This is a genomic window from Synechococcus sp. CBW1107 (assembly GCF_015841355.1).
In the GTDB taxonomy this organism is placed as follows: Bacteria; Cyanobacteriota; Cyanobacteriia; order PCC-6307; family Cyanobiaceae; genus Regnicoccus_A.
This window is the reverse complement of the sequence record NZ_CP064908.1, coordinates 2,190,004-2,204,995: the sequence shown is the minus strand read 5'-3', so window position 1 is coordinate 2,204,995 and position 14,992 is coordinate 2,190,004. Positions and strand designations below refer to the sequence as shown.

The following is a 14,992-nucleotide window of genomic DNA, read 5'->3' as shown; positions in this document are numbered from 1 at the left end:
CTCAGTCAGTGGTGGCGATCAGGCCCGAACAGGCCTCGGGCTCAGGCTGGTGGAAACCAGCCTGCACCACCACCGCGCCTGAGCCAGCCGTCTGACACCCCACCAGGGTCTTGCCGGAGAACGCGCTGGAGGGCATCCCCTCCGCCATCACCCGGTAGCCGCCGGCCGTGGTCTGGATCAGGTAGGAGAACGGACCAGCTGACGTGCTGATCAGCGTGCTGCCGCCGTTGATCAGCGCCAGTTGCAGCTGCTGACGCACCGTGGAGCGAACCATCGCTTCGGCCGCCTGCTCGCGCAGGGCGCTCACTCCCTGCAGGCCGGCGACGAGCACGACCATCAGGCCGAGGCCGTAGATCAGGACACCCTGGATGAAGCCGTCATCGGCGACGGTGGGGGACGGAGAGCGACTCGGGGATCTGGTGGGACACCTGGCCTGGGGCGAATGGGCCAGGTGATAGAGAAACGCGTGACAGGCCATGGGACAGCCTCGATCAATGACCGGACCGTAACGATTCGCTTGCCAAGAGGCAGTCTCGCCTGCTACCGGCAAGCGATTGTTAACCAGCCGCCCGTGGGTCAGACCACAAAGCCCGGATCGATCCGCGCCATGGCGGCGGCGGCCCGCTCACACAGCTCCGCATGGGCCAGACCGTGGCTGGCGATCAGGCATCCCGCCTGCAGTCCGTCACCCCTGTTGTACTGAAGCGGCCGGCCATCAGCGTGGCTGAAGGCCCCGCCCGCCGCCCGCAGCACCGCTTCCGGCGCCGCCATGTCCCAGTCCTTGGGGGCGCTGCGCCCTGAGAGCGAGAGGTAGAGGTCGGTTTCGCCGCGCAGGATCGTGGCCACCTTGCACCCCACGCTGCCCACCGCCAGGGAGGAGCCCAGCCCCAGCGCCTGCACCAGCTGCTCCAGCCGCTGATCGCGGTGGTTGCGGCTGGCCACCAGCACCAGATCCTCAGGGACGCTGCGCTCGCTCAACTGGGGCGCGAAGCGCTCGCCGGCCGGATTCTCCCGCCAGGCGCCACCGATCAGCTCCTCGGACACCGCGCCCACCAGACCGAACCAGAGTTCCTCCTTCTCGGGCAGCAGCACCACGCCGAGCACCGGCTCGCCCTGATGCACCAGGGCCAGATGCACCGCGTACTCACCGGTGCCCTGGAGGAAATCCTTGGTGCCATCGAGGGGATCGAGGATCCAGAGCCAGTCGGCCTCCAGGGGCACGCCGGCGCTGAGCTGCTCCTTGGCGGTCTCCTCGCTCAGCAGGGTCCAGGGGGCCTCGGGGAAGGCCTGGGCAAGACCCTCGAGCAGGTGCTGGTTCACCGCCAGATCAGCCGCCGTCACCGGCCCTTCGCCGCCTTCATCCACGCTCAGGGCCAGGCCATAGCCGAAGGGGGGCTGCTCGCCGCGGGCGTAGGCCCTGAGAATCGCGGCCGACTCCCAGCTGAGGCGCCGCAGCAGCGCCAGCAGCTCTTCGGGATCGAGACCGGCGGGCAGGCAGGGGGCAGCGATCATGGACACAGCCAGGCTCGAACAGAAGCGCATTGTGGAGCAAGCCAGCGAACCCGCCTCCGGGGTGCTGTACCTGGTGGGTACACCGATCGGCAACCTCGGGGATCTCTCCCCCCGGGCCCGGCGGGTGCTGGAGGGGGTCGACCGCATCGCCTGCGAAGACACCCGCCACAGCGGTCAGCTCCTGGCCGGGCTGGGCATCCGCAGCCGTCTGCTCAGCTTTCATCAGCACAACCAGAACGCCCGCATCCCCGAACTGCTGGCGGCCCTCAGCGCCGGCGACAGCCTCGCGGTGATCAGCGATGCGGGCCTGCCGGGCATCTCCGATCCCGGCGAGGCGCTGGTGGCGGCCGCCCGCGCCGGCGGCCACCCGGTGATCTGCGTGCCCGGTCCCTGCGCGGTGACCACGGCCCTGGTCAGCAGCGGCCTGCCCAGTGGCCGCTTCTGCTTCGAGGGGTTCCTGCCGGCCAAGGGCAGCCAACGCCGCCAGCGGCTCCAGGAGCTGGCGGGCGAGGAACGCACGCTGGTGCTCTTCGAAGCGCCGCACCGGCTGGTCGAGCTGCTCGACGACCTGCTCACCACCCTCGGCGACCGGCCCCTGCAGGTGGCGCGGGAGCTGACCAAACGCCATGAGCAGCAGATCGGTCCCAGCGTGGCCGCCGCCCTCGAGCACTTCCGGCAGGTGCCGCCCCGGGGGGAATGCACCCTGGTGCTCGGTGGTGCCACGCCGGAGCCGCCGGCCCTGCGCAGCGACGCCGAGCTGACCGAGGAGCTGCGCGGGAAGGTGGCTTCAGGCCTGAGCGCCAGTGATGCGGCCCGCCAGCTCGCCGCCGAGACCGGCCTCTCCCGCCGCAGCCTCTACGCCCTGCTGCACCAGCCCGACTGAGCGCCGCCAGCCCTGAATGGAGCATGCTGTGGGCCGAGCTGCTCCATCCCCCTCCATCCTGGCCATGCTGCTGCGCCTGCGCCTGTTGCTCACCAGCCTCGGCGGCGGCCTGCTGCTGCTGCTGATCCTCTGCCTCGGCGCCCAGAACCTGGAGGAGCGCCCCAGCCTGCGGCTGGGCATCGGCCGCAGCGCTCCTCTGCCCAGCGGCTTCCTGGTGGGGCTGGCCCTGGCGGCGGGGGTGATCAGCGGCGGCAGCGCCACCGCCCTGCTGCTGCCCCGCCGGGATCAGCCTCCGGGAAGGGCGTAGAGCGCCCCTTCCAGCACCACCCGGGTGATGCCCCGCCCCACCAGATAGGTGGCCGTGCGCTGAATCACCTGGCTGTCGGGCATCTTGATCACCCGCTGGGTGCGGCCGCACTGGCGCTTGGCCTGGCGGGGATTGGCGAACACCACCAGGGCCTGGCGCGCCTGCTCGTCGTCGGGCAGGGAGCCGAGCTCGGGGAAATCACTGAGCGGGCGGGCCTGCAGCTCGACCGTCTTGTCGACCAGCATGTAAAGACTGGCTGGAAGGGCCGCGCTCTCCAGCGGCTGGCAGACCACCGCCGAGCCCTCCCGCAGCCCCGGACCGAGGTGGGCGCCCGCCACCACCGGCACCATCGTGAAGACATTGCCCTCGGCGTCGGTGTCATCCCCGTCGCCGTCGTCGCTCTCGCCATCGTCACTGTCGCCGTCGTCGTCCTCACCGAAGTCATCGGCGTCGTCGATCGCCAGCACACCGGGGCCGGAGCCATCGTCGTCGGGGTCGCTGTCGAGGTCGCTCACCGGGTCGAGATCGGGGTCAGCGTCCAGGTCGAGATCGGCATCGGCGTCAGTGTCCGCCTCGGTGTCGATCGCCCTGGCCACAGGCATTTCGCTGGAGGCAGCCACCTGGACAACCGGCTCGACCGGCTCCGGCGCCGGCGTGGGGGTGGGCGTGGCTGTGGGGGCCTCCTGCTGGCCCGCGGCTCGGCCGCGGTCCTTCTTGAGCTGCTCGTAGAGCGTCGGATCGAGGGCGCTCTTCACCACGCGGGTCACCGTGTTGGGGCTGCAGCCGAAGCCATCGGCGAGGGCCGTGCTGGATGCACCAGCCCGCCACCGCTGCACCAGCTCCTGTTTCTGGGCGTCACTGAGCCGGGAGGCCGCCATCGAGCAAGTTGCGCAGCGGCCCAATCTAGGCTGATGCCATGGGCCGTTAGCTCAGCTGGATAGAGCATGCGACTTCTAATCGCACGGTCGCTGGTTCGAATCCAGCACGGCCCGTTCCCCCATCCTCCGCAGGCCGACGCTCCGGCAGCCGCACCAGCGTTTCCTGACCTGGGCCTGATTCAGTAGCAGCAGCGCCGAACGTGCCGGCGATTTGTCAACAATCTTGACAAATCCACTGATCCCGAGAGGCCCGCCCCATGGCCCTCACACGACGCGTCGAACTGGTGCCGCTGGAGCGCACCGCCGCAGGCAATGCCCTCTTCAGCCAGGCCCAGCCCAGCGACGAAACCCTGATCGCCGATCTCGCCCCCCATCAGCCCGTCTCGCTCTTCTGCCACCGCCGCCAGACCGATCAGCTGATCCTGCTGCGCGGCTCCCTCGAGCTGGTGGTGCTGGAGGACGGCCGGCTCCGGCGCATTCCCCTGCGGGAAGACGAACCGATGCTGGTGCGCATCCCCCCGGGCGTTCCCCACGGGGCGGTCAACAGCAGCCGCCGGTACGCCACGGTGGTGAATGCCGTGCTGCGCCACGGCCCTCCCGACCCGCGCGACTACAGGCCGCGACCCCTGCCCCATGCCTTGCGGGAGCAGTGGCGGGACCTCATGGGCGAGCCCGCGCCAGCAGGTCCTCCGCTGCCGGCAGGCGCAGGCGATCGGCCCAGCCACAACGCTCCAGGCCGCGGATGAAGGCATAGGTGGGATCGGGCAGCCGCTGCACGCGCCCGCCGCTCACCCCGTAGCCCTGCCGCACCGACCACTGGAAGGCGTGATGCAGGTTGTGCCAGCCCTCCCCGAGCGTGATCAGGGCCACCAGGCCGTTGTTGCGGCTCATGTCGTCGGTGAGGAACGGCCGATCACCGGCGAGGTGGGCCAGGGAATTCACCGTGGCCACCCCGTGGAAGAGCAGCGTTGTGCTCAGGCAGAACGCCGCCAGCCACTCCAGGCCGCCGAGCACATACGACAAGCCACCCAGGGCCAGCAGGGGCAGGAAATGCAGCCGGTCGATCAGGCGCAGCACCGGGTCGGCCTCCACATCGGCGGGCAGCCGCTCCGGGAAGAAGGAGGACTGCAGCAGCCAGCCCACCTGGGAGCGCCAGAACCCCTGCAGTCCTGACCGGGGCTGCAGGGGCGAATGGGGATCCTGGTCCGTGTCCACATGGCGGTGATGGGCCAGGTGGTGGGCTTTCCACCAGCTCGGCCCCATCTGCCCGGCGGAGGCCCCCACCAGGGCCCCGATCCAGACCACCGGTTTGGGCGCTCGGTAGCTGCCATGGGTGATCAGGCGGTGATAGATGGCCGTGGTGGCCAGCATCCGCACCAGATAGAGGGCCAGGGCCCAGCCCGCCGCCTCCAGGCTCAGCCCCGTGGCCAGCAGCAGCAGACAACCGAGGTGGGACAGAACAATGAACACCGGTCCCAGGCAGTACAGGACACGGGTGAGACCGGAAGTCAGAAGACAGCACTGTGAAGAGATCTTCACGTTAGGCGGGCAGCGTGGGGGGCAACGGCGGTGATCCCTAGCCTGAACTCCAGGGGGAAGCCTTCCTATGGCCTACACCACAGGTCCGGGCAAGGGTCCCACCGAGAGCTCTGTTCACACGACCGGCAACACGTCCGCGCAAGCAGCCGCTCAATCGGCCATGCAAGCGGCACCTGAAGCATCCTTCGCGGCCCTCGAGCCCCTGCTGCTGCAGTCCCGGGGCCGGGCCGATGCCCTGATCGAGGTGCTTCACGGCGCCCAGACGCTCTACGGCCATCTCTCCGATCCCCTGCTCAGCCACGTGGCGGCACGCCTGCGGCTGCCACTCAGCCGGGTCAAGGGAACCGCCAGCTTTTATCACCTCTTCCGTTTCCAGCCACCGGCCCGCCACCACTGCGTGGTCTGCACCGGCACCGCCTGCCAGATCCAGGGAGCCCCGGCCCTGATCGACACCATGGAGGAGGGCCTGGGGCTGCGCCTGGGCGCCCGCCGCTCCGACGGCTGGGTCAGCCTCTCGGAGGTGCGCTGCCTGGGCACCTGCAGCGATGCGCCCCTGGTGCTGATCGACGGCACCGTCGGCCGCCAGCAGACCAGCGATGGCCTGCGCCGCTGGCTGCAGGAGCTGGAGCCATGAACGGTCTGCGCTGCTGCGCCTCGGCCGGCTGCCTGGCCAGGGGCTCCGGCGCCGTGATCGGGGCCCTCGAAACGGCCATCTCCAGAGCCGAACTGGGGGACCGGATCCAGCTGCGTCCGGTGGGCTGTCTGGGCCCCTGCAGCCAGGGCCCCCTGCTGGCCCTCGATCCCGAGGGCGCCCTCTATGCCGGTGTGGACCCCCAGGACGCCGACACCCTGGTGTCCGCCCTGGCCCGCCGGCTGCATCAGGGCACCGATCAGGAGGCGCCCCTGGAGTGGGCCCCCGCCAGGGGCGAGCGCCTGGACCTCGCCCAGCCGTTCTTCCAGCGGCAACGGCGGATCGTGCTGGAGCACTGCGGCCTGATCGATCCCACCGACCTGGAGCAGGCGATCGCCGTGGGGGCCTACGGCCAGCTGGAGCGGGTGCTGCGGGGCTGGAGCCCGGAGCAGGTGGTCAAGGAACTGCAGCGCAGCGGTCTGCGCGGCCGTGGGGGCGCCGGCTATCCCACCGGTCTGAAATGGGCCACCGTGGCCCGCATGCCCGGGGCCCGCAAGGAGGTGGTCTGCAACGCCGATGAGGGCGATCCCGGAGCCTTCATGGACCGCGCCGTGCTGGAGGGCGATCCCCATCGGGTGCTGGAGGGAATGGCGATCGCCGCCTATGCGGTGGGCGCCGACCACGGGTTCATCTACATCCGCGCCGAATACGAACTGGCGATCGAGCGGCTGCGCCTGGCGATCGAGCAGGCCGTGCTCCGGGGCCGGCTCGGGGCGGCCCTGTTCGGCACGCGCTTCGGGTTCACGCTGGAGCTGCGGGTGGGAGCCGGGGCCTACGTCTGCGGAGAGGAAACGGCGCTGATCGCCTCGATCGAAGGCAAGCGCGGCACGCCCAGCCCCAGGCCCCCCTATCCCGCAGAACGCGGGGTGGGCGGCAGACCCACCCTGATCAACAACGTCGAGACCTTCGCCAACGTGGCGCCGATCCTGCGGGAAGGCGCCGACTGGTTCGCCGCCATCGGCACCGCCGGCAGCAGCGGCACCAAGGTGTTCAGCCTCACCGGCCACGTGCGCCGCGGCGGCCTGGTGGAGGTGCCGATGGGCACCAGCCTGGCCACGGTCGTGCTGGAGATGGGCGAGGGCAGCCCGCACGGGTCCAGCGTCAAAGCCGTGCAGACCGGCGGACCATCCGGGGGCTGCGTGCCGGCCGATCGGCTCGAGACACCGCTCGACTACGAGAGCCTCCAGTCGCTTGGCACGATCATGGGCTCCGGCGGCATGGTGGTGCTGGACCAGGGCACCGACATGGTGGCTCTGGCCGCCTATTTCATGGCCTTCTGCCGTGAGGAGTCGTGCGGCAAGTGCGTCCCCTGCCGGGCCGGCACCGTGCAGCTCCACGGGCTGCTGGAGAAGATCCTGGCCGGCCAGGCCAGCCAGGCCGACCTCGATCAGCTCGAAACGCTCGGGGCGATGGTGATGGACACCAGCCTCTGCGGCCTGGGTCAGAGCGCCCCCAAGCCGATGCTGAGCACCCTGCGCTACTTCCGCGGCGACTACCTCGCCCGGCTGGGGGCGCCATGAGCGTGCGCACCCTGCGCATCGACGGCCGCGACGTGGCCAGCGCCGACGGCGCCACGGTGCTGGAGGCCGCCGGCGACGCCGGTGTGGCCATCCCCACCCTCTGCCATCTGGAGGGGCTCTCACCCGTGGCCGCCTGCCGGCTCTGCCTGGTGGAGATCGAGGGCAGCCCCAGGCTGCAGCCGGCCTGCATCACCCCGGTGAGCGAGGGCATGGTGGTCCACACCGCCACGCCCCGTCTCCGGGAGATCCGGCGGACCGTGATCGAACTGCTGTTCACCGAGGGCAACCATGTCTGCGCGGTGTGTGTGGCCAACGGCCATTGCGAACTGCAGGACCGCGCCGTGGAGGTGGGCATGGACCACTCCCGCCTGCCCTACCGCTTCCCCGATCGCCCCGTGGACCTCTCCCACCAGCGCTTCGGGCTCGACCACAACCGCTGCATCCTCTGCAGCCGCTGCGTGCGCGTCTGCGACGAGGTGGAGGGCGCCCATGTCTGGGACGTGGCCTGGCGGGGCGAACACTGCCGGATCATCGCCGGACTGGATCAGCCCTGGGGCGCCGTCGACGCCTGCACCGACTGCGGGAAGTGCGTCATGGTCTGCCCCACCGGCGCCCTGTTCCACAAGGGCGACAGCGAGGGGGAGAAGCACGAGGATCCCAGCCGGCTGGCGGCCCTGCTGCGGGCCCGTCGCGCCCGCCAGGAGGCCCCATGAGCCAGCCCGCGAAGCTGCGTCTGGCCACGGTCTGGCTGGCGGGTTGCTCCGGCTGCCACATGTCGTTCCTGGATCTCGACGAGTGGCTGATCGAGCTGGCACCGCGCATCGAGATGGTCTTCTCGCCGATCGCCTCCGACACCAAGACCTACCCCGAGGCTGTGGATGTGGCCCTGGTGGAGGGAGGCGTGGGCAACAGCGACAACCTGGCCCTGATCCGCCAGGTGCGCCAGCGCACCCGCCTGCTGGTGTCCTTCGGCGACTGCGCCATCACCGCCAACGTGCCCGGCCTGCGCAATCCGCTCGCGGGTCCGGCCGCCGTGCTGGACCGCTCCTACCTGGACCTGGCCGACGGCAGCGCCCAGTGGCCCCACGCTCCGGGCCTGGTGCCCGAGCTGCTGGAGCGGGTGCTGCCGGTCCATGAGCTTGTGCCGGTGGATCTGTTCCTGCCGGGTTGCCCACCACCGGCCGGGCGCATCCGCGCCGTGCTCGAGGCCCTGCTGCAGGGCGAGCGGCCGCTGATGGAGGGTCCGGAGATGATCCGCTTCGGCTGAGGGGGCTCAGGCCGCCAGAGCAGCGGCCACCTCGGGGTTGCTGTACCAGCTGCGCACGCCGTCGCGCACCGGCGTGATGCCCAGTTCGGCGCGCAGCTCCTCGAGATCCTGGTCCATGCGCTCCTCCCAGATCACCGGAAAGAGCCGTTTGGCAGCGGCACCGGTATCGAGCCCATCGACGATCAGCCTGAGAATGGCCCTGGCCGTGCGGGCCTGCTCCTCAACGCTGCTGAGTTCGCTGGCGGGGGTGTGGCCCATCAGCCAGCTCAGCATCAGCGAGACCAGATCGGTGAAGCCCAGTCCGGGATGGTTGAACTGGCCCACGCTGATGCTGATCACCCCGATCTCCCCGTAGTTATCGAGGCTGTAGCCACTGAGAATATGGTGAAGATCATGGGTGGCGAATACTCGGTAGTTGATATAATCAGCATCGGTTTCCAGATTGTTGAAGAAAGCCGGTTCAGGGAAGAAGTTGATGTCGTAGCCGTGGGTGTTCAGCACCGTGGCGTAGGTGTGGCCGAGCGTGCCCCTGGGCAGGGCGGCCAGAGCGTCCACGTCGTAGGGGCCACAGAGTCGGCGCTCCTTGATCAGGGCGGCGGAGGCCGGATCGTTCTCCAGAATCCGGGTGCACAACTTCATCGGATTCGAGTCCCTCAGCCGATGGGAGAGCAGGAACACGTTGCCGGCGTCCTTACCGCCCCCCACCGCCAGATCGGCGAGTTCGAGAAAATCCTGCAGGTTGTGCTGGGCGGCGATCGTGTTGAGGTAGCGGAAACCCATGGATGGAGGCGCCGTGAACAGCGGTTGGACGGGCAGACGCGGCCGGGGGGCGCTTCTAGCCTGGTGGTGACGGCCTGATCCGCCATGACCCGCACGATCCTGATCGATCCGGTCACCCGCATCGAAGGCCACGCCAAAATCTCCATCCATCTCGAGGCCAGCGGCGCCGTCAGCGGCGCCCATTTCCATGTGGGTGAATTCCGCGGCTTCGAGGCTTTCTGCGTCGGGCGGCCCTTCAGCGAGATGGCGGCGATCACGGCGCGGATCTGCGGCATCTGCCCGGTGAGCCACCTGCTGGCGGCAGCCAAGACCGGCGACCAGCTGCTGGCGGTCACGATTCCGCCGGCGGCCGAGCGGCTGCGGCGGCTGATGAACCTGGCCCAGATCATCCAGTCGCACGCCCTCTCCTTCTTTCACCTCAGCAGTCCGGACTTCCTGCTGGGCTGGGACAGCGACCCCGCCCGGCGCAATGTGTTCGGGCTGATCGCCGCCGATCCCGAACTGGCCCGCGGCGGCATCCGCCTGCGCCAGTTCGGCCAGGCGGTGATCGAGCGGCTGGGGGGACGCAAAATCCATCCGGCCTGGGCGGTGCCCGGAGGCGTGCGCAGCCCGCTGCAGCCCGAGGACCGCGACTGGATCCGCTCGCGGCTGAGCGAGGCCGTCGCCACCACCCGCGGCGCCCTCGACCTGTTCAAGCGCCTGCTGGATGGGCCGCTGGCGGCGGAAGCCGCTGTGTTCGGCGACTTCCCCTCTTTATTCCTGGCCCTGGTGGGACCCGACGGCCGCTGGGAGCACTACGGCGGTCGCCTGCGCCTGATCGACAGCGCGGGCGTGCTGGTGACGGACGAGCTGCCGGCCGATGGTCTCGGCGCCGGGCAGCTGGGCGGCCTGCTGGCCGAAGCGGTGGACCCCACCACCTACCTGAAGTTCCCGTATTACAAACCGCTGGGCCCTGAAGCGGGCAGCTACCGGGTGGGGCCTCTGGCCCGCCTCAACGTCTGCGAGCGCATCGGCCACGAGCTGGCCGACCGGGAACTGCTGGAGCTGCGCCAGCGCGGCGGCCGGGTGGTCACCAGCTCCTTTCTGTATCACCTGGCCCGGCTGATCGAGATCCTCGCCGCCCTGGAGGCGATCGAGGCGCTGCTCGACGATCCAGCCCTGTGCGACCCCCACGTGCGCGCCCACGCCGGCGTGAACGCCCGCGAGGCCGTGGGCGTGAGCGAAGCGCCCCGCGGCACCCTCTTTCACCACTACCGCGTCGACCCGGGGGGTCTGATCGAGGCGGTCAACCTGATCATCGCCACCGGCCAGAACAACCGGGCGATGAACAGAACGATCACCCAGATCGCCCGCCAGTTCATCCAGGCGGGCCCGGGCGCCGAGCCGGAGATCGCCGAGGGCCTGCTCAACCGGGTGGAGGCGGGCATCCGCTGCTTCGATCCCTGCCTCTCCTGCTCCACCCATGCCGCCGGCCAGATGCCGTTGCATGTGCAGCTGATCGGCCCCGACGGGGAGCTGCTGCGCGAGCGGTGGCGGGAGTGAGCGGCGGGGCGTCCCCAGACACGGACCTGCTGATCGGCTGGGGCAACGGCCTGAGGCAGGACGACGGCGTGGGCCTCCTGATCGCCGAGCGGGTGCGGGGCTGGGGCCGGCCCCGGCTCGAGGTGGTGGCGATCACCCAGCTCACCCCCGAGCTGGCGCCGCGACTGGCGCAAGCCGCACGGGTGCTGTTCGTGGACGCGGCCCTGGAGCGGGCCTGTCCCGACCCCGGCTGGAGCCTGGAGCCGCTGCCGTGCGGGGCTCCAGGCTCCCAGCCCCTGAGCCACCACGCCAGCCCCGGCGCCCTGCTGCAGCTGGCCGGCCGTCTCTACGGGAGCACCCCCCCCGCCTGGCAGCTGCTGGTGCGCGCCCACAGCTGCGGGGTGGGCACGGAGCTCACGGCCGCCACCGCCGCCCTGCTGCCCGCGGCCCTGGCGGCCGTGAGGGACTGGTGCGGCCGCGGCCATGCATGAGCTGGCGCTGATGCAGGAAGTGCACCGGATCGCCCTGGAGGCCGCGGCGGCCGAGGGCGCCCGGCGGATTCACAGCCTGCGACTGCGGCTGGGCAGGCTCTGCGGGGTGGATCCCGACGCCCTGCGCTTCGCCTTCGAGGTGGTGATGGCCGAGGAGGTGGCCCTCGGTGCCCGGCTGGAGCTGGAGGTGGTGCCCACCCTCTGCCGCTGCGGACCGTGCGGGACGCCATTCGAGCCCGGGGATGTGATCCTGGCCTGCCCGCACTGCGGCTGCCTGGCGGCGGAAGTGCTGGCGGGGCGGGAGCTGGAGCTGATCGGGCTGGAAGTGTCCTGAGCTCAGGGGAGGTGTCGAGACCCTCAGCCACCCGGCTGCCGGTTCCTCAACGCCCACCGCCGACCAGGAAGGCGTGGATCAGCCCAGGGTTCAGCGATCCGTCACGGGCGTTCTTTCTCTCCAGACTGAGCACAACGACCCCGGCCCCGCCATGTGCTCCCACTGCTCCTGCGGTCAGCCCAGCCGCACCCTCGAGCTGCGCCACAACCTGCTGGAGCGGAACGACAGCAACGCCGGGCTCAACCGGGAGCGGTTCGCCGCCGCCGGCCTGCTGGCGCTGAACGTGCTCTCGGGTCCCGGCGCCGGCAAGACCGCTCTGCTCGAACGCCTCGCCCGCCAGTGGGACCACGGCCCGGTGGGAGTCATCGTGGGTGATCTGGCCACCGACAACGATGCCCGCCGCCTGCGGGCCGCCGGCGCCCGCGCCGTTCAGATCCAGACCGGCGACCTCTGCCATCTGGAGGCGTCGATGGTGGCTCGGGCCTTCGATCAGCTCGACACCACGGCCATGGAGCTGCTGCTGATCGAGAACGTGGGCAATCTGGTCTGCCCCACCGCCTTCGATCTGGGCGAACGGCATCGGCTGGCGCTGCTCTCGGTGACGGAAGGGGAGGACAAGCCGCTCAAGTACCCGGCCCTGTTCCAGTCGGCCGAGGTGGTGGTTATCACCAAAGTTGACCTGGCCGACGCCGTGGGCTTCGATCGCTCCTCGGCCCTCGCCAACGTGGCCGGGGTGGCCCCCCAGGCAAGGATTTTCGAGCTCTCGGCCCGCACCGGCGCCGGCATGGAGGCGCTGCTGCACTGGCTCAGCCACCAGCGCCTGGGAGCGCCGGTGTGATCTGCCGCCTGCGGCTGGAGATCGAGGGGCTGGTGCAGGGGGTGGGCTTCCGGCCGCTCGTGCTCCGGCTGGCGCGGGAGCTGGAGCTCACGGGCTGGGTGCGCAACACCGGTGCCGGCGTGCTGCTGGAGCTGCAGGGGCCTGCGCCGGCGATCGACACCCTGCTGCAGCGGCTGCGGCGGCAGCGTCCTCCCCACAGCCGCCTCGATCGGATCCGCCGTCACCAGCGCCCGCTCGAGGCGGCAGAAACCGGCTTCGAAATCCAGGAGGCGCCCATGGAGGAGGCCCACGGGAGCGGGAGGGCGGACACCTCCGTGCGCTGGGCCCTGATCCAGCCGGATCTGGCCCCCTGCCCGTCCTGCCGCGCCGAGCTCCGCGATCCCGCTAACCGCCGCTGCGGCTACGCCCTGATCAGCTGCGTCCACTGCGGTCCCCGCTACAGCCTGATGGGGACGTTGCCCTTCGACCGGGTCCGCACCGGCCTGGCGGCGTTCCCGCTCTGCCCCGCCTGCCAGGCCGAGTACGACGATCCGAGCGATCGCCGCTGCCATGCCCAGACGATCGCCTGCCCCCGCTGCGGACCGCGCCTGAGCTGGTGGGGTCCCGGCGGCCAGCGGCTCAGCGACCCCCGCCGCCCCCATCCCTCGGGGCCCAGTCCCTGCCTGCAGGCAGCCGCGGCTGCCCTCATGGCGGACAGGACCGTCGCCCTCAAGGGCGTCGGCGGCTTCCAGCTGCTGGTGCGGGCGCGCTGCCCGGAGGCGGTGGCCGGGCTGCGGCGGCGCAAGGGCCGCCCCGAGAAACCCCTGGCGGTGATGGCCCCGGGCCTGGCCTGGGTGCGGCGCCACTGCCACCTGAACCCGACCGAAGCCCGGCTGCTCGACTCAGCGGCGGCGCCGATCGTGCTGCTGCGCCGCCGCGGGGAGGCGGGAGTGTGCGACGCCGTGGCCCCCGACAACCCCTGGCTGGGGGTGATGCTCCCCTCCAGCCCGCTGCACCTGCTGCTGCTGGAGCTGCTCGATGAGCCGCTGGTGGCCACCAGCGGCAACCGCTCGGGGGAACCGCTCTGTCACGACGAGACCAGGGCCCTGCAGGAGCTGGCCGACCTGGCCGATGGCTTCCTGGTGCACGACCGGCCGATCCTCAACCCGGTGGATGATTCCATCGCCCAGGTGGTCTGCGGCGAGCCGATGCTGCTGCGCCATGCCCGCGGCTACGCGCCCACCGCCGTGGATCTGCCCTCCGCGGCGGAGCCGGGAGTGGATCCGCCGCCGCCGCTGCCCACCGGGGAGGTGGCGATGGGTGGGCAGCTCAAGAGTGCGCTGGCCTTCGGCTGGGGCCGTCGGGCGCTGCTGGGTCCCCACCTCGGCGATCTCGACAGCGCCGCAGGCGAAGCCCACCTCCGCCGCAGCCTCGGTGACGCTCTGGCGCGCCACGGCCTCCGTCCCGCCGGCTACGTCGTCGATCAGCACCGTGGCTACCGCTCCCACCGGATCGGACTGGAGCTCGCGGCCCTCGGCGGCTGCCCGCCACCGCTGGGGGTGCAGCACCACCACGCCCACCTGCTGGCCTGCCTGGCGGAGCATGGCCTCGCCCCGCCCGAGGTGGGGGTGGCCTGGGACGGGGCCGGGCAAGGGAGTGACGGCACCCTCTGGGGTGGGGAAGTGCTGCGGCTCGAGCAGTCCGGCTTCAGGGCCGAGGCCCGCCTGCGGCCCTTTCCCCTGCCGGGGGCGGAGCGGGCGCTGCGGGAACCACGGCGGGCAGCGCTGGGGCTGCTCTTCGCCGCCGGGGGATCGGAAGAGCTGGCTCGGGCCACCGGCACACCCACCATGGGGGCATTCAGCGCCGAGGAGCGGCAGGTGCTCTCGCGGATGCTGCAGCAGGGGCTGCAGAGCCCGTGGTGTTCCAGCGTGGGTCGCCTCTTCGACGCGGTGGCCTCCCTGCTGGGCCTGCAGCAGCGCTGCAGCTTCGAAGGCCAGGCGGCCCTGAAGCTGGAAGCCGCGGCCAGCCACGGCGGCACCGCCGGCCGGAGGCGCTACGCGTTGGTGCTGCGCACCCACACCGCACCGGGCGGCGGCAACGGAAACGGCAACGGCAGCGGGCCCTGGCTGCTCGACTGGCACCCCCTGCTGCAGGACCTGCTCGACGATCAGCGCAGGGGAGTGGCGGCGGAGGCCATCGCCCTGGCCTTCCACCACGCCCTGGCCGATGCGCTGGTGGATCTGGCGGTGCGGCTGAAGCTGGAGCGGTTGCTGCTCAGTGGCGGCTGTTTCCAGAACCGCCTGCTGCTCACCCTGGCGGCGGGGGGCCTTCGGCGCGCCGGCATCGAGCCGCTCTGGCCCAGGCGGATTCCCTGCAACGACGGCGGCCTCGCCCTGGGTCAGCTGATGGCGGTCAGCCTCGGACGCTCTGGCTAGAACCGGAGCAGGCCCAT

At 71.0% G+C, this 14,992-nt stretch carries 17 protein-coding genes and 1 tRNA gene; 13 read left to right on the top strand and 5 right to left on the bottom strand.

Features of this window, described 5'->3' with window-relative positions; all coding sequences use genetic code 11:
- Window position 1: 1 nt before the first annotated feature.
- Window positions 2-478: a hypothetical protein gene (locus tag I1E95_RS11485; protein WP_197162375.1), complete on the bottom strand. Its 477-nt coding sequence runs from the start codon at window positions 476-478 to the stop codon at window positions 2-4.
- A 98-nt stretch (window positions 479-576) separates the two neighbouring features.
- Window positions 577-1,512, bottom strand: a complete 936-nt coding sequence (locus I1E95_RS11480; RefSeq protein WP_197162373.1) for a 3'(2'),5'-bisphosphate nucleotidase CysQ — start codon at window positions 1,510-1,512, stop codon at window positions 577-579.
- Here I1E95_RS11480 and rsmI point away from each other — a divergent pair.
- Window positions 1,511-2,395 (top strand): 16S rRNA (cytidine(1402)-2'-O)-methyltransferase, encoded by an 885-nt coding sequence (gene rsmI, locus I1E95_RS11475; protein ID WP_197162371.1) that lies wholly within the window; start codon window positions 1,511-1,513, stop codon window positions 2,393-2,395. The two genes, I1E95_RS11480 and rsmI, sit on opposite strands and share 2 nt — an antisense overlap.
- A gap of 64 nt (window positions 2,396-2,459) precedes the next feature.
- The gene (locus tag I1E95_RS11470) at window positions 2,460-2,702 is read left to right on the top strand and encodes a hypothetical protein (RefSeq protein ID WP_197167440.1); all 243 of its coding nucleotides are present in this window, start codon (window positions 2,460-2,462) and stop codon (window positions 2,700-2,702) included.
- Here I1E95_RS11470 and I1E95_RS11465 read toward each other — a convergent pair.
- Window positions 2,681-3,580, bottom strand: coding sequence for a hypothetical protein (locus I1E95_RS11465; RefSeq protein ID WP_197162369.1), 900 nt, complete (start codon window positions 3,578-3,580; stop codon window positions 2,681-2,683). The two genes, I1E95_RS11470 and I1E95_RS11465, sit on opposite strands and share 22 nt — an antisense overlap.
- Window positions 3,581-3,620: 40 nt before the next feature.
- Between I1E95_RS11465 and I1E95_RS11460 the strand changes: the two genes are divergently transcribed.
- Both I1E95_RS11460 and I1E95_RS11455 read left to right on the top strand, forming a co-directional pair.
- Window positions 3,621-3,694: transfer RNA gene (locus tag I1E95_RS11460), tRNA-Arg, on the top strand.
- A gap of 143 nt (window positions 3,695-3,837) precedes the next feature.
- Window positions 3,838-4,326: a cupin domain-containing protein gene (locus I1E95_RS11455; protein ID WP_197162367.1), complete on the top strand. Its 489-nt coding sequence runs from the start codon at window positions 3,838-3,840 to the stop codon at window positions 4,324-4,326.
- On the opposite strand, the gene I1E95_RS11450 is transcribed toward I1E95_RS11455, so the two are convergent.
- Window positions 4,241-5,050: an acyl-CoA desaturase gene (locus I1E95_RS11450; RefSeq protein ID WP_231594590.1), complete on the bottom strand. Its 810-nt coding sequence runs from the start codon at window positions 5,048-5,050 to the stop codon at window positions 4,241-4,243. The two genes, I1E95_RS11455 and I1E95_RS11450, sit on opposite strands and share 86 nt — an antisense overlap.
- Before the next feature lie 229 nt (window positions 5,051-5,279).
- On the opposite strand from I1E95_RS11450, the gene I1E95_RS11445 reads away from it, so the two are divergent.
- The 4 genes from I1E95_RS11445 to I1E95_RS11430 are packed head-to-tail and all read left to right on the top strand — an operon-like array spanning window position 5,280 to window position 8,597.
- A complete protein-coding gene (locus tag I1E95_RS11445; RefSeq protein ID WP_197162363.1) occupies window positions 5,280-5,753 on the top strand; it encodes an NAD(P)H-dependent oxidoreductase subunit E in 474 nt (157 codons plus the stop codon).
- On the top strand, window positions 5,750-7,330 hold the full coding sequence (locus I1E95_RS11440; RefSeq protein WP_197162361.1) for a NuoF family protein: 1,581 nt from the start codon (window positions 5,750-5,752) through the stop codon (window positions 7,328-7,330). Before I1E95_RS11445 ends, I1E95_RS11440 begins: the two co-directional genes overlap by 4 nt.
- Window positions 7,327-8,043 (top strand): bidirectional hydrogenase complex protein HoxU, encoded by a 717-nt coding sequence (gene hoxU / locus I1E95_RS11435; RefSeq protein WP_197162359.1) that lies wholly within the window; start codon window positions 7,327-7,329, stop codon window positions 8,041-8,043. The genes I1E95_RS11440 and hoxU overlap by 4 nt, the downstream gene beginning before the upstream one ends.
- Entirely contained in the window at window positions 8,040-8,597 is a 558-nt protein-coding gene (locus I1E95_RS11430; RefSeq protein WP_197162357.1) for an oxidoreductase, read from the top strand. The genes hoxU and I1E95_RS11430 overlap by 4 nt, the downstream gene beginning before the upstream one ends.
- Before the next feature lie 6 nt (window positions 8,598-8,603).
- Here the strand turns inward: I1E95_RS11430 and I1E95_RS11425 are convergent, their stop codons facing one another.
- Complete coding sequence (locus tag I1E95_RS11425; RefSeq protein ID WP_197162355.1) at window positions 8,604-9,377, bottom strand: Coq4 family protein; 774 nt, start codon at window positions 9,375-9,377, stop codon at window positions 8,604-8,606.
- Between the two features lie 84 nt (window positions 9,378-9,461).
- On the opposite strand from I1E95_RS11425, the gene I1E95_RS11420 reads away from it, so the two are divergent.
- From I1E95_RS11420 to hypF, 5 genes are all read left to right on the top strand, one after another.
- Window positions 9,462-10,919: a Ni/Fe hydrogenase subunit alpha gene (locus I1E95_RS11420; protein WP_197162353.1), complete on the top strand. Its 1,458-nt coding sequence runs from the start codon at window positions 9,462-9,464 to the stop codon at window positions 10,917-10,919.
- On the top strand, window positions 10,916-11,389 hold the full coding sequence (locus I1E95_RS11415) for a hydrogenase maturation protease (RefSeq protein ID WP_231594589.1): 474 nt from the start codon (window positions 10,916-10,918) through the stop codon (window positions 11,387-11,389). The genes I1E95_RS11420 and I1E95_RS11415 overlap by 4 nt, the downstream gene beginning before the upstream one ends.
- Window positions 11,382-11,723: a hydrogenase maturation nickel metallochaperone HypA gene (hypA, locus tag I1E95_RS11410; protein WP_197162349.1), complete on the top strand. Its 342-nt coding sequence runs from the start codon at window positions 11,382-11,384 to the stop codon at window positions 11,721-11,723. Before I1E95_RS11415 ends, hypA begins: the two co-directional genes overlap by 8 nt.
- A gap of 151 nt (window positions 11,724-11,874) precedes the next feature.
- A complete protein-coding gene (gene hypB, locus I1E95_RS11405; RefSeq protein WP_197167438.1) occupies window positions 11,875-12,561 on the top strand; it encodes a hydrogenase nickel incorporation protein HypB in 687 nt (228 codons plus the stop codon).
- The gene (gene hypF, locus I1E95_RS11400) at window positions 12,558-14,975 is read left to right on the top strand and encodes a carbamoyltransferase HypF (RefSeq protein WP_197162347.1); all 2,418 of its coding nucleotides are present in this window, start codon (window positions 12,558-12,560) and stop codon (window positions 14,973-14,975) included. Before hypB ends, hypF begins: the two co-directional genes overlap by 4 nt.
- Window positions 14,976-14,992: the final 17 nt, after the last annotated feature.